This window comes from Ruegeria sp. CDSC052 (assembly GCF_059610685.1).
Genome location: NZ_JBXWOB010000001.1, coordinates 978291 through 991656 on the forward strand (window position 1 = coordinate 978291; position 13366 = coordinate 991656).

Genomic DNA, 13366 nt, shown 5'->3' on the forward strand with positions numbered 1-13366 from the left:
TACCGCTCTAACCTCAGGTCCAAGTGTAGCCAAACAATGCAGACCTCACAACAGGCAGTATTGGGTGTTTAGTCCCGACGCAGTGCTTTCAGGACCCGATCCAGATCTTTGCTCTGCTTGCTGACCTGCGCGGGGGCTTTCTTCACCAGATTATAGTAAAGGGTCGGATCGTAAATCTGAACCGCCAGGCCCAGACGCTCGGCCGTGAGCAAACCTTGGGCCTGCAGCAACTGATAAGCCGCCAGAGATCGCTCGGTTCTGGAAGCAATTTCGGCAAGCTGCGCGTCCAGCAAATCCTGCTGAGCAGCCAGCACGTCCAGAGTGGTCCGCGCACCCAAAGTTGCCTCTTCGCGGATACCATCAAACGCAACTTCCGAGGCGCGTACACGTTCCGAAGAGGCCCTCAGGCTTGCGCTTGCAGTTTGGAACCGGACATAGGCATCAGACACGCCCTGCGTAATGTTCTTTTGAACATTCAGCAGATTGGCACGCGACGCGTCCCGCGATGCCATTGCGCGGCGCACGCTTGCCGCGAGTCGACCACCCGCATAGATCGGCTGGCTGAAGTTCAGCGAGATACTCGCATCATTCACATAATCGTCGTCATCATAGCTCTCGGTGACGCCCGCATCAGCGTTCAGGCTGACATTCGGACCCAGGCCCGCGCGCTGCTGCTGAACGACCAGATCAAAAGCCCGCACTTGGTGCTGTGCGGACAGAATGGACGGGTGATTGCGTTGGGCCAGGCTGACAGCCTCGGTCTCGGAGCGGGGTAAGTTTGGCAGGCTGGGCTGACCAGCAGTACGGCCCGGCAGTTTGCCAACTGCGTTCACATATTCCGCCTGAGCAGTGCTCAGATCGCCGCGCGCATTCGCCAGATCGGCCTGCGAGCTTGCAAGCTGAGCCTGAGACAATGCGACGTCTGTGCGGGTAACTTCCCCAACTTCGAAACGATCCTGCGAGGCGCGAAGCTCTTCTGCGGACAGTTCAACGTTGTTTTGACGAATCGATACGGTCTCTTCCTGCAGCAGAACACTCAGGTAAGCGGTCGCCGCGCGGAACAGGACCTGCTGTTCGATATCGATCAGCGCCTGCCGGGTCGACAGCACCGTTTCCTGCGCTGATTGCTTGCCTAGAATCGAGGCTCCGCCATCATACAACAGCTGGCTCAGCGTCAGGCCCGAGAAGAAGTTCGAAGGATCTACACTGTTCGTAACACCACTGTTTCTGCTGCGCGTATAGTCTTGGCTAACCGCGACGGTCCAGTTGATAATAGGGCGCAAAGCCGATAGCGCGATCGCCACATCCTCGTCCGCAGCCCGCAGCAACGCCCGGTTCTGTTCCAGCAAACCACTAGTATTATATGCTCCGATGAACGCGTCGGTCAGGTTGTCGGCCCAAACCGCCCGTCCAGGCAACGTGCCCAAAGCAATACCTGCAGTCACTGCCAGAGTCCTGACCAGCTTTCCTCCTGCTGCAAAACGCATGGCGAAATCCTCTCAAATCAAAATAACGCAGCCCTCAGGCCAGTTTGCGTCTTTGTGTTGAACTAATCAAGGCAGCAGATATATCTGCCCGCCGACTATAGCGAAAATGCACTCTCGGCCGAGAAAGCCTTCAGAACTGGTGCACTTGCGTTGAATGCCTGGCGCCAGGTAACGCGATCGCCTGATTTGTGGCCTATACGGACGGTCCCAAGATCACCTTCCATGAACAGGCAGGCGATACGCCCATGATCCTTAAGCTGGTCAATCAATGCAGACGGAACCTCTTCTACACCGCCCTGGATCATGACCACGTCATAAGGCCCATGCTCGGCAGCGCCCTCATCCAGCGGCCCCACGTGAACAACCACATTATCCGCGTCAGCCTCCATCAGCAGCGTTTGCGCTTCGGCAGCTAGCGCTTCATCCGCTTCCACCGCTACGACCAACTGCGCCATACGGGCTGCAACAGCCGTCGAATATCCCAGCGCCGGAGCAATATCCAGAACAACCTCATCATTGGTAATGTTCAGCACATCCAACATCTTGGCCAGTGTTCTCGGTTCCAGAATGCAGCGTCCAGCCTCAAGTTCTATCAAACCCTCGACATAGGCGGCTTCGCGTTGCGCGTCTGGCACAAAATTCTCGCGCTTGACGGACAGCATGGCATCAATGATCGGGAACTTGGTAACGTCCGAAGGCCGGACCTGCGTATCGACCATGGTGCGGCGGCGGGCTGCGAAATCTGTCATTGGATCGCTCATTCATTTCCCAAGGTTGATGGGTTTGTGCCACATCCCGGGCAAACCAGCAACGGCCCGCAAGCGGAAACTTTCGTCTGTCGTGGAGATTTTAGAGTGATCCGAATGGGTGATCCAATTTTCAGTACCTCAAATTTAGACCGAACCCACTGGACGCCCCGGATTAAAGCTGCTAAAACGCCTGTCACACCACGGCAAGTATTTGATATTACTTGAAAAGGCGAGTTGGCGGAGTGGTGACGCAGCGGATTGCAAATCCGTGTACACCGGTTCGATTCCGGTACTCGCCTCCATTTGTTTTCAAACACTTAGATGCAATCCTGAAGCGATGCGTGAGTTTCAAACACGGATATTTGAAACATCTGCTTCAATAGCCCGACACGAACAACCTGGCAATTGGACAGGCACTGAGGATTCGAACTCGAAATCCCTAGCAATTCACGTCGCCGCCGTTATTCTCAAGTCGTTCTGCACCCAGCCGCTAGCTGCGCACGGCAACTAATGTCTGATAATCATCAAGCTGGTTGATCAATCGCAATCCTGTGGGGCACTCATGGCGTGCACAGACTTCGGCCCAGACAGCACCATAATCCAGATCCTTGATCTCTTCGGTGACGACGAACCGCTGTGAGAAATCCAGCCCGTCTTCCGCTTTGCGCAATCGGTCGAGCGGCAAAAGAAGAGCTCGCAACAGCGACTTTTGCATGTTCCGCGTGCCAATCACCCAGGCCGCTGTCCGGCTGATGGTGGCGTCAAAGAAATCAAGCCCGATATAAGTTCGATCGAGCAGATCAGAGGCCACAAGTTCCTGCGCAATCTGCAGCACATCATCGCTTTGCAGGACCACATGGTCGCTGTCCCACCGCATCGGACGAGAGACGTGCAACAGGATTTCATCCACAAAGAGTGATGCTGCACTTAGCTTGTCGGCCACGTTTTCTGTGGGATGGAAATGGCCCATATCGAGGCACAGCACCGTGTCGTTCTTCATGGCATAGCCCATGTAGAATTCGTGGCTCCCGACGGTGCAGGCTTCTACTCCGATGCCAAAGAGTTTGCTTTCGACGGCATCACGCATGTGCGCGCGGTCGTGAGGCGCTGCGATCATCTGGTCGATGGACGTCTCCAACCGGCGACGGGCGGCCATGCGGTCAACAGGCGTGTCTTTGTACCCGTCTGGCACCCAAATGTTGTTGACGCAGGTGGAGCCAAGCTCTGCCCCGATTTGTGCTGCTATCTCGCGGGTCCGGCGCCCATGTTCGATCCAGAAATCGCGGATGCCTTGGTCGGGGTGCGACAGGGTCAGATTGTCGTCCGCCTTGGCATGGGCAAAGAACGTTGGGTTGAAATCAAGACCTAGACCCTGATCCTTGGCCCAGTCCACCCACGGCGTGAAATGTTTGTACTCGATCTCATCCCGGTCGGGGGTCTCATCCGTGTCTAGATACATCGCATGCAGGTTCAGTCGGTGCGACCCGGGGATCATGGAGTAGGCGAGTTCTAAATCGGCCCGCAGCTCATCCGGCGTGCGGGCGCGACCGGGATGGTTCCCAGTCGCCTGAATGCCGCCACCAGACGATCCTGTTTTCTGCTCAAACCCGACCACGTCATCGCCTTGCCAGCAATGCATAGAAATCGGGATGGTTTTCAGGCGCTCAATCGCGGCTTCGGTGTCGATGCCCCAGTCTGCAAACTGGGCTTTTGCGCTGTCATAGCTCATATCTGCCTCTTACCGTGTGAACGCCTGAACGTTGCCAGCGTCCACGTTGATGATGTTGCCAGTGGACTTGGCGGAAGTGTCTGCGGCAAAGAAATAGGCGGCCTCGGCGATATCTTCGGGCAGAACCGATCGTTTAAGCATTGACCGCTGGCGATACATTTCCTCCAGCCCGTCCTTGTCGGTGCCATAGGTGCCTGCACGCTGTTCCAGCCAGTCCCCTTCCCAGATCTTGGACCCGCGCAGCACGGCGTCGGGGTTCACGACATTGACGCGAATGCCCGCCTCTGCACCTTCGAGCGCCAGACAACGGGCCAGATGGATTTCTGAAGCTTTGGCCGTGCAATAGGCCGACGCATTGGGCGATGCCGCAAGGCCGTTTTTGGACGCGACGAAAATGATCGCACCGCCCATGTCCTGCACCCGCATGACCTTGAAAGCCTCGCGACTGACCAGGAAATACCCCGTGCTGAGGATGTCCATGTTCTTGTTCCATAGCTCAAGCGTGGTGTCCTCGACCGGTGCCGAGGATGCGATGCCCGCATTCGATACAAGAATATCAACGCCGCCAAATTCAACGGCCAGCTCCGCGTAGGCGGAGGCGACAGTGGTCTCGTCGGTGACGTTCATGTTGACCTGCCGGACCACATCCGCCCCAAACCGTGATGTGAGATTATCCAGCGTGGTGGCGAGCGCCTCGTCATTGATATCGGCCAACATCACGCAGGCCCCTTCCCGCAGGTAGCGTTCTGCGGTGGCAGACCCGATGCCCCCTGCACCGCCAGTAACCAGCGCCACACGACCCGCAAGCGCCTTGGGCTTGGGCATGCGCTGCAGCTTGGCCTCCTCCAGTAGCCAGTATTCGATGTCAAAGGCCTCCTGTTCGGGCAGGCCCTGATATTCACTGACCGCAGATGCGCCGCGCATCACGTTGATCGCGTTGACATAGAATTCGCCACTGATCCGCGCCGTTGCCTTGTCCTTGGCAAAGGTGATCATGCCCACGCCTGGGACCAAATAGACGACTGCGTTAGGGTCGCGCAGTGCCGGGCTGTTGTCGTGTTTGCAGCGCTCGTAATAGGCGGCGTAATCGTCGCGGTAGTCGGCGATCTGCTGGGGCAGCCCGTCCAGCACAGCATCGATGTTGTTCTTTGCAGGATCAAAATCGACCACGAGGGGGCGGATTTTCGTTCGCAGGAAGTGATCGGGGCAAGAGGTTCCGAGCGCTGCGAGCGGTTCCATGTTCTGAGAGTTCACAAACTCCTGCACCGTATCGCTGTCGTTGAAATGACCAACCATGTGCTGGTTGCCACTGACGAAACCACGGATTGCGGGCATCAAACGGGCGGCGACCGCACGGCGGTCGGCGGCGTCCAGGCTTTCGTGCTTTGCACCACCGAAGGCCGGTTTAACCTCGCTTTCGGCGGCCAGCCATTCGGTCGCCACGTTGATCACTTCAATGGTGGTGTCATAACATTCCTTGGCCGTGTCGCCCCATGTGAACAGCCCGTGACTGGCCAGAACCACGCCGTCGGCATCGGGGTTCTCAAGACAGAATTTCTCAAGCCAAAGACCCAATTCATAGCCCGGCCGTTTCCAAGGCAGCCAGCCGATCCGGTCACCGAACACGCGTTTTGTCAGCTCTTCAGAGTTGGCCGAGGCGGCAATAGCGATAATCGCATCCGCATGGACGTGATCCACATGGGTGCGCGGCACATAGGCGTGCAGGGGGGTATCGATAGAGGCCGCGCGCGGGTTCAGGTTGAACGTGCAATGGGGCAGGTAACCCACCATTTCGTCCTCAAACTCCACCCCGCGATAGAGCCCCTTCAGCGCCCGCAGCTTTTCCATATACAGGGTCGAAAAGCCGTCCATCTTGATCGAGCCGATGTCGCCGCCCGATCCTTTGACCCACAAAACCTCGGCTTGATCACCCGTCAAAGGGTCCGTTTCCATCACTTTGGCCGATGTATTTCCGCCGCCGTAATTGGTCACCCGCTTGTCCGAACCAAGCATGTTGGAGCGGTAGAGCAGCAGTTCCGATTCGCTCATACCTGCCGCATCAGCGTCGGACCAACGGTTTTCAAGCAACTGCTTTTCAGCGGTTTTCAACATCTTTTCCTCCCTGCAGGCGCTCGATCGCGCCCTCTGAACATGCCCCTAGGCTGCGTATACAAAGGCATGCTGTCAATCAAAAATAATCAGCTTCAATCATGCTGCAGTGCAGAGTGATTGTTTGTGATTGAAAATGATTGACAGGTGATGCGAATCTGAACAACCATGAAGGTGGGAGGACGAAATGCACGAAACTGAACGCCACAGAGTTATTCTATCTGCCGTACAGGACAGACCCGTTGTCACCGTCGGTGACCTATGTGGGCTGACCGGCGCGTCAGAAGCCACGATCCGCCGCGACATCGCAAGCCTTCACATGCAAAAGAAGCTACGCCGTATCCGTGGTGGCGCCGAGGCAATAACGCCGCCGCAGTTCGTGGGTCTTGCCGGACGGCCGTTCGCTGTCAACGAAACGCTTCACAGCCCCGAAAAGCGGGCGATTGCCCGCGCTGCGGTCGATCTTTGTGAAGATGGCGACCCGATCATCATCAACGGCGGCACCACGACGTTTCAGATGGTGCACCCGCTGGCGTCACGCCGCTGTCAGGTGTTCACCAACAGCTTTCCCATCGCAGAACACCTGCTGAAGCATTCCAAGAACACGATCATGCTGTCGGGCGGTGCGATCTACCGCGAACAGAACATCATCCTGTCGCCCTTCGACAACGATGTGACTCGCAACTTCTACGCCAAACGCATGTTTATGGGCGCGCAAGGCATTGGGCCGTTGGGGCTGATGGAGGCGGACCCGCTCCTTATCCAGGCCGAACAAAAGCTGATCGGTCAGGCGGACGAGCTAGTGGTTCTCGTAGACAGCTCCAAATTCGAACAACGCTCCAGCCTTTTGTTGTGCCCGCTGTCACGGATCGACACGGTCATCACCGATGACCGGATCACAGACAAAGCAGCGGCAATGCTGGACGCCGCAGAAATTACCCTGATCGTCGCCGAGACCGGTGCCGGACAGGCCGAGGATGAAGCGGCCTCTTAACCGCTCAACGACCAGACGTACTTTCAGGGAGGAACCAATATGAAACGTCGTACTTTCACTTCACTTGTCGCAGGCCTCAGCATGGCTGCTGGCATGATGGGCACAACGGCCATGGCGCAGGACGACATGCGCATCGCACTTGTGGTCAAAGCCCTTGGCATCGGCTTCTTTGAGGCCGCCGCAGAAGGCGCCGAAGAGGCCGCAGCCGAGCTTGGCAATGTAGAGATCATCTACACAGGCCCCACCGACACCACCGCTGAAGGCCAGATCGAAGTGATCAACAGCCTGATCGCACAAGGCGTTGATGCGATTGCGATCTCTGCCAATGACCCTGACGCGGTCGTGCCGGCCCTTAAGCGCGCCATGGACCGTGGCATCACCGTCATCAGCTGGGATTCTGGCGTGGCCGAGGAAGGTCGCATGATGCACCTGAACCCCTCCTCTACCCCGCTGATCGGCAACACAATCATCAAGCTGGCAGCCGACCACATGCCGGATGGTGGCCAGGTCGCGATCTTGTCGGCCACGACCACATCCACCAACCAGAACGCCTGGATCGCGGCCGCCGAAGAAGTGCTGCCGAACTATCCGGGCATCGATCTGGTCTCCACGGTTTACGGCGACGACCTGTCGGACAAGTCCTACCGCGAAGCGCAGGGCCTGATGCAAACCTACCCTGATCTACAGGCGATCATCGCGCCGACGACCGTTGGTATCCTTGCAGCCTGTCAGGCGGTTTCTGACGCGGGCAAGATCGGTGCGATCAACGTCACGGGCCTTGGCCTTCCGTCCGAGATGGCGGGTTGCGTGGAAAGCGGCGCGACCGAGAGTTTTGCCATTTGGAACCCAATTGATCTGGGCTACTCGGCGACAATGATCGCGCACTCGCTGGCCACCGGAACGGACCCGAGCGGTGAAATTCCGATGGGCCGGATGGGCTCTGTCACGTTGGATGAAACGGGCAGCGCCGCTATGGCCGATCCGTTCACCTATGACAGCTCCAACATCGACGGCTTCAAAGACATCTTCTGATGTCACCGGGTCTGGCGCGGTTTACTGCGCCAGACCATCCTTCCCCCTTCTTCGAATTCCTGACTTGCACATGAGGCCCACCGTGTCCCCATCTGACGCCCCCGTTCTGTCCCTTAAGAAAGTGACCAAGACCTTCCCAGGGGTGCGCGCACTGTCCGAGGTGTCCATTGACCTTTATCCGGGCGAGGTCACCGCTCTTGTGGGCGAAAACGGCGCGGGCAAGTCAACGGTCGTGAAGACACTGACCGGCATCTACCAGCCCGACGGCGGCGAGATCCGCGTCGATGGCATAGCCGTTCAATTCCCCACACCGCAATCCGCTGAAAACGCAGGCGTCACCGCGATCCATCAGGAAACCGTGTTGTTTGACGAACTCAGCGTTGCAGAAAACATCTTTTTAGGACATGCGCCAAAGGGGCGCTTCGGCCTGATCGACATCCGCGCCATGCATCAGGGCGCGAAAGAAATCCTCGACGGGCTTGGCGCAAAGATCGACCCCGGTGCAATCCTCAAAGACTTGGGCACTGCCAACAAACACCTTGTCGCCATTTCCCGCGCCTTGTCCGTGGACGCGCGGGTGGTGATCATGGACGAACCCACCGCCGCGCTCAGCCACGCTGAGATCGAAGAGCTGTATGAGCTGGTCGATGGTCTGAAGGCGCAGGGCAAAGCAATCCTGTTCATCAGCCACAAATTCGATGAGATTTTCCGCATCGCCGACAACTACACCGTCTTCCGCGACGGCCAGATGGTTGGCGACGGGGCCATTGCAGACGTCACCGAGGCCGAGCTGGTCAAGATGATGGTCGGCCGCGACGTGAGCCAGATCTTCCCCGAACGCGACCGTAATCTGGGCGAAGAGGTCCTAACCGTCGAAGGCTACGACCACCCGACCGAATTTGCCGACATCGGCTTCACCCTCAGACGAGGCGAAATCCTTGGCTTTTACGGCCTCGTGGGCGCGGGCCGGTCGGAATTCATGCAGGCGCTCTTTGGCACCACGAGACCCTCCGCCGGTTCGGTGCGTGTTGACGAGGCCGAGGCGACCATCCGCTCCCCCGCCGATGCGGTGTCCCATGGCATCGTCTACGTGCCCGAGGACCGCGGCAAACAAGGCGCGATTGTCGATCTGCCGATTTTCCAGAACGTGACCCTGCCGTCGTTGAAGCAAACCTCCCGTAAGGGCTTTCTGAAAATGGCTGAAGAATTCAAATTGGCTCGGATATATACTGAACGTTTGGATCTGCGCGCCGCATCGCTGGACACCCATGTGGGGAGCCTGTCTGGTGGAAATCAGCAAAAGGTCGTCATCGCGAAATGGCTCGCGACCGAACCCAAGGTGATCATCCTCGATGAGCCCACCAAAGGCATCGACATCGGATCAAAGGCGGCGGTGCATGAATTCATGGCCGAACTGGCGGCCCAAGGACTGGCGGTGATCATGGTAAGCTCAGAAATTCCCGAAATCGTCGGCATGTCGGACCGCGTGATCATCATGCGCGAAGGCCGGATTGCAGCTGAATTGAGCCGCGAAGACATCAGCCCCGAAGTGCTGGTCAGCCACGCCGCAGGCATCACGGAGGCCACCGCATGACCAAACTCCTCGCATCTCGCGAAGCGCTATTGATGGTCGCGATTGCGATCCTCCTGGCCATCATCGCATGGCGGTTTCCCGCTTTCGTGGTCCCGTCAAACCTGTTGGCAGTGTTCAACGACACCTCACCACTGATCCTCTTGGCCATTGGTCAGATGATCGTGATCCTGACAAAATGCATTGATCTGTCCGTCGCGGCCAATCTGGCACTAACAGGTATGGTCGTATCCCTGATCAACATCGCCGCCCCCGGCCTGCCGGTGATCTTCATCGTGCTCATCGCCATCGGCTTTGGAACCCTGCTGGGAATGTTCAACGGCATTCTGGTTTGGAAACTGGCGATCCCGCCCATTGTGGTGACACTTGGCACGATGACGATCTTTCGCGGCGTCATCTTCCTTCTGACCGAAGGCAAATGGGTGAACAGCCACGAGATGTCGGACAGCTTCAAATCCGTCCCCCGCACGGACCTACTGGGCCTACCCATCCTCAGCTGGATCGCTATTGCTGCTGTGATCCTGTTCACCATCGTCATGACCCGCACATCGCTGGGTCGCGCGTTCTACGCTGCGGGGGGCAACCCCCATGCGGCGTCCTATGCGGGCATCAACGTGGGCAAGACGCAGTTCTGGGCCTTCACCATCTCGGGCGCCATCGCTGGGCTGACGGGCTACCTTTGGGTGTCTCGCTTTGCCGTGGCCTATGTCGACGTTGCAGGCGGCTTTGAACTGACCGTTGTGGCCGCCTGCGTGATCGGCGGTGTGTCGATCATGGGTGGCATCGGCACCGTGTTCGGGGCGCTGCTAGGCGCGCTGTTTCTGGGCATCATCGCCAACGCCCTGCCGGTCGTGAATATCTCGCCCTTCTCGCAAATGGCCATCTCCGGCGGCGCGATCATCATCGCCGTGATCGTAAATGCGCAAGCCAACCGCACGCGGGGCCGCATCATCCTTAAAAAAGCGGAGCACGCAACATGAATACGCGCAGCATCCCCGACCGCCTGCAATCCCCGCTGGAGCGCAAACTCAAGAGCTGGGAAAGCCTTCTGATGCTGGTGGCGATTGGCATCTTTGTCGCCAATTCCTTCGCGTCGCCCTACTTCCTGAACGCATGGAACCTCAGCGACGCGACGTTCAACTTCACCGAGAAGGCGATGATCGCCTTCGCCATGGCGCTGCTGATCATCTCGGGCGAGATCGATTTGTCAGTGGCGTCGATCATCGCGTTGGCCTCCACCGCAATGGGGGCGACCGCGCAAATGGGCGTGGGCACCGAAGGGTTGGTTCTGATCGGGCTGGCCACAGGGCTGGTGTGTGGTGCTTTCAACGGCATTCTTGTCACCGGTCTGGGCCTGCCGTCCATCGTTGTGACAATCGGCACCATGTCCCTGTTTCGCGGGATCAGTTTCATCATCCTCGGGGATCAGGCCTATCGCGGTTACCCGCCTGAATTTGCCTTCTTCGGACAGGGCTACGTCTGGTGGGTGATCTCGTTTGAATTCGTGCTGTTCGCCATCATTGCCGTGATCTACGGCGTGATCCTGCACATGACCAACTTTGGCCGTGCGGTCTATGCGATCGGCAACAACCCCACCGGCGCGCTGTTTTCTGGCATCCGCGTGGGTCGTGTGAAGTTCATCCTGTTTCTGCTGACAGGCTTGATGTCCGGCATCGCGGCGATCTGCCTGACCTCGCGCCTGGGCTCCACCCGCCCGTCCATCGCTACGGGGTGGGAGTTAGAGATTGTCACGATGGTCGTCCTCGGAGGCGTCAACATCCTCGGCGGATCAGGGTCGATCCCCGGCGTCGTCATCGCCGCTTTCGTCATGGGCCTCGTTACCTTCGGCCTTGGGTTGCTCAACGTACCCGGCATCGTAATGTCCATCGTCATTGGCGCATTGCTCATCGGCGTTATCGCACTGCCGCGCCTGTGGACGATGTGGAGGACCCGCTGATGGAAAAGTACGCCTTCAAAATGCATCTGGCGCCGCGGTGTCGGGACGAATACAAGAAACGACATGATGAGATTTGGCCCGAGCTTGTGACGCTACTGAAAGACGCTGGCGTCTCGGATTATTCTATCCATCTGGACGAGGACACCAACATCCTGTTCGGGGTGCTTTGGCGCAAAGACGAACACACAATGGGCGCGCTGCCCGATCAAGAGATCATGCAAAAGTGGTGGGCCCATATGGCCGACATCATGGACACTAAGCCAGACAATGAACCCGTTGCCGTGCCACTGACGCCCATGTTTCACATGCCATGACCCATGTGGCCGTCATCGACATCGGCAAGACAAACGCCAAGCTTGCACTTGTGGATTTGTCTACGCTTAAGGAGTTGGTGGTCGTCAAACGCCCCAACACGGTTCTGGCCGGGCCGCCCTGGCCCCATTTCGATGTAGATGGCATCTGGAATTTCTTGCTGGATGCGATGGCCAGTTTTCATCAAAGCCACATTATCGACGCGATCACGATCACGACCCACGGCGCCTGCGCTGCATTGATCGGTCACGATGGTGATCTCGCAGCACCTATCCTTGACTACGAACACAATGGGCCTGATGCCACTGCCGCCGCCTATGACGCCATCAGACCGCCGTTTGAAGAAACAGGCGCACCGCGCTTGCCCATGGGCCTCAACCTCGGTGCCCAGCTTCATTGGCAATTCACCGAAGACCCCGACTTGCGGGGCCAAACAGTCGCCATCGTCACATATCCGCAATACTGGGCCTACCGGCTGACGGGGGCCTATGGCTGCGACGTGAGCTCGCTGGGCTGCCACACGGACCTCTGGAACCCGCACACCGGCTCATTTTCCGAGTTGGTCGATCGCCTCGATCTGGCTGATCTGATCGGAGAGCCACACAAATGTTCGGACGTCCTTGGGACGATTTTGCCCGATATTGCCGCACAAACCGGCCTTGATCCGGCAACACCCGTCTATTGTGGCATCCACGATTCTAATGCGTCGCTGCTGCCCCACATCTTGCATAAAACCGCTCCGTTTTCTGTTGTTTCGACAGGCACATGGGTCATCGCCATGAGCATCGGGGGCGGTCAAACGCACCTTGACCCCATGCGCGACACACTGATCAACGTTAACGCCATGGGCGACTCCGTGCCGTCCGCGCGCTTCATGGGCGGGCGGGAATATGATACCATCATTGCGGGTAACGCGGCTGCATACACTGACGACCATATAACCGAAGTCGCGCAGCGCGGGCCAATGCTCTTGCCCTCAATCATTCCAGAGAGCGGACCGTTTCAGAACCGCGGTGCCGAGTGGGTTGGCTCCGAGCCGCCTAAGGGCAGCATCGAACGCACGATCGCAACGGGGTTCTATTTGGCCCTGATGACAGCCGAATGCCTTGCACTCACTGGGCACAACGGGCCCGTCATCATCGAAGGCCCCTTTGCAGGGAACCCATGCTTCTGCAAAATGCTTGCCGCAGCGACGAACTGTACGGTCGAGGCATCAGGTGGGACCACTGGAACCAGCGAAGGTGCGGCCCTACTTGCATTGCCCGTAGGATCTCAGCCCCCGCGATCGGATGCAACACGGATCTATGAACCGCAAGATGGCGCTCTTTTTGATTATGCATCAAACTGGAAATTGGCAATATAGACTAGGGCCGTCACATGCTGAACCTTCCGGATCCGACGTTGTA

General features: G+C 58.0%; 11 protein-coding genes and 1 tRNA gene. 8 read left to right on the forward strand and 4 right to left on the reverse strand.

Going from position 1 to position 13366, the window contains the following annotated elements; genetic code table 11:
• Positions 1–68: 68 nt before the first annotated feature.
• Entirely contained in the window at positions 69–1487 is a 1419-nt protein-coding gene (locus AC2FIM_RS04920) for a TolC family outer membrane protein (RefSeq protein ID WP_271947946.1), read from the reverse strand.
• Positions 1488–1582: 95 nt separating this feature from the next.
• The gene (locus AC2FIM_RS04925) at positions 1583–2236 is read right to left on the reverse strand and encodes a protein-L-isoaspartate O-methyltransferase family protein (protein WP_142635071.1); all 654 of its coding nucleotides are present in this window, start codon (positions 2234–2236) and stop codon (positions 1583–1585) included.
• Between the two features lie 228 nt (positions 2237–2464).
• Here AC2FIM_RS04925 and AC2FIM_RS04930 point away from each other — a divergent pair.
• Positions 2465–2538 (forward strand) — tRNA-Cys (locus tag AC2FIM_RS04930).
• A 188-nt stretch (positions 2539–2726) separates the two neighbouring features.
• Here AC2FIM_RS04930 and AC2FIM_RS04935 read toward each other — a convergent pair.
• Positions 2727–3965: an L-rhamnose isomerase gene (locus tag AC2FIM_RS04935; RefSeq protein WP_496677925.1), complete on the reverse strand. Its 1239-nt coding sequence runs from the start codon at positions 3963–3965 to the stop codon at positions 2727–2729.
• A 9-nt stretch (positions 3966–3974) separates the two neighbouring features.
• On the reverse strand, positions 3975–6077 hold the full coding sequence (locus AC2FIM_RS04940; protein ID WP_496677926.1) for a bifunctional rhamnulose-1-phosphate aldolase/short-chain dehydrogenase: 2103 nt from the start codon (positions 6075–6077) through the stop codon (positions 3975–3977).
• 184 nt (positions 6078–6261) lie between these two features.
• Between AC2FIM_RS04940 and AC2FIM_RS04945 the strand changes: the two genes are divergently transcribed.
• The 7 genes from AC2FIM_RS04945 to AC2FIM_RS04975 all read left to right on the forward strand — a co-directional run bounded on the left by AC2FIM_RS04945 (position 6262) and on the right by AC2FIM_RS04975 (position 13323).
• Positions 6262–7068: a DeoR/GlpR family DNA-binding transcription regulator gene (locus tag AC2FIM_RS04945; RefSeq protein ID WP_496677927.1), complete on the forward strand. Its 807-nt coding sequence runs from the start codon at positions 6262–6264 to the stop codon at positions 7066–7068.
• A gap of 39 nt (positions 7069–7107) precedes the next feature.
• Complete coding sequence (gene rhaS / locus AC2FIM_RS04950) at positions 7108–8100, forward strand: rhamnose ABC transporter substrate-binding protein (protein WP_496677928.1); 993 nt, start codon at positions 7108–7110, stop codon at positions 8098–8100.
• 70 nt (positions 8101–8170) lie between these two features.
• Positions 8171–9694 (forward strand): sugar ABC transporter ATP-binding protein, encoded by a 1524-nt coding sequence (locus AC2FIM_RS04955; RefSeq protein ID WP_496677929.1) that lies wholly within the window; start codon positions 8171–8173, stop codon positions 9692–9694.
• On the forward strand, positions 9691–10671 hold the full coding sequence (locus AC2FIM_RS04960; RefSeq protein WP_496677930.1) for an ABC transporter permease: 981 nt from the start codon (positions 9691–9693) through the stop codon (positions 10669–10671). The genes AC2FIM_RS04955 and AC2FIM_RS04960 overlap by 4 nt, the downstream gene beginning before the upstream one ends.
• Positions 10668–11648 carry an ABC transporter permease gene (locus AC2FIM_RS04965; RefSeq protein ID WP_496677931.1) on the forward strand — a complete coding sequence of 327 codons (981 nt, stop codon included), beginning with the start codon at positions 10668–10670 and terminating at the stop codon, positions 11646–11648. The genes AC2FIM_RS04960 and AC2FIM_RS04965 overlap by 4 nt, the downstream gene beginning before the upstream one ends.
• Entirely contained in the window at positions 11648–11962 is a 315-nt protein-coding gene (gene rhaM / locus AC2FIM_RS04970; protein WP_496731794.1) for an L-rhamnose mutarotase, read from the forward strand. Before AC2FIM_RS04965 ends, rhaM begins: the two co-directional genes overlap by 1 nt.
• A complete protein-coding gene (locus tag AC2FIM_RS04975; protein WP_496677934.1) occupies positions 11959–13323 on the forward strand; it encodes an FGGY-family carbohydrate kinase in 1365 nt (454 codons plus the stop codon). Before rhaM ends, AC2FIM_RS04975 begins: the two co-directional genes overlap by 4 nt.
• The last annotated feature ends 43 nt before the right edge of the window (positions 13324–13366 follow it).

Excerpts from the sequence above, each read along its gene's own strand:
- AC2FIM_RS04965 (WP_496677931.1), top strand. The coding sequence starts at position 10,668 with ATGAATACGCGCAGCATCCCCGACCGCCTGCAATCCCCGCTGGAGCGC.
- AC2FIM_RS04920 (WP_271947946.1), bottom strand. The coding sequence starts at position 1,487 with ATGCGTTTTGCAGCAGGAGGAAAGCTGGTCAGGACTCTGGCAGTGACT.
- AC2FIM_RS04960 (WP_496677930.1), top strand. The coding sequence starts at position 9,691 with ATGACCAAACTCCTCGCATCTCGCGAAGCGCTATTGATGGTCGCGATT.
- AC2FIM_RS04940 (WP_496677926.1), bottom strand. The coding sequence starts at position 6,077 with ATGTTGAAAACCGCTGAAAAGCAGTTGCTTGAAAACCGTTGGTCCGAC.
- AC2FIM_RS04955 (WP_496677929.1), top strand. The coding sequence starts at position 8,171 with ATGAGGCCCACCGTGTCCCCATCTGACGCCCCCGTTCTGTCCCTTAAG.
- rhaM (WP_496731794.1), top strand. The coding sequence starts at position 11,648 with ATGGAAAAGTACGCCTTCAAAATGCATCTGGCGCCGCGGTGTCGGGAC.
- AC2FIM_RS04975 (WP_496677934.1), top strand. The coding sequence starts at position 11,959 with ATGACCCATGTGGCCGTCATCGACATCGGCAAGACAAACGCCAAGCTT.
- AC2FIM_RS04945 (WP_496677927.1), top strand. The coding sequence starts at position 6,262 with ATGCACGAAACTGAACGCCACAGAGTTATTCTATCTGCCGTACAGGAC.
- AC2FIM_RS04925 (WP_142635071.1), bottom strand. The coding sequence starts at position 2,236 with ATGACAGATTTCGCAGCCCGCCGCCGCACCATGGTCGATACGCAGGTC.
- rhaS (WP_496677928.1), top strand. The coding sequence starts at position 7,108 with ATGAAACGTCGTACTTTCACTTCACTTGTCGCAGGCCTCAGCATGGCT.
- AC2FIM_RS04935 (WP_496677925.1), bottom strand. The coding sequence starts at position 3,965 with ATGAGCTATGACAGCGCAAAAGCCCAGTTTGCAGACTGGGGCATCGAC.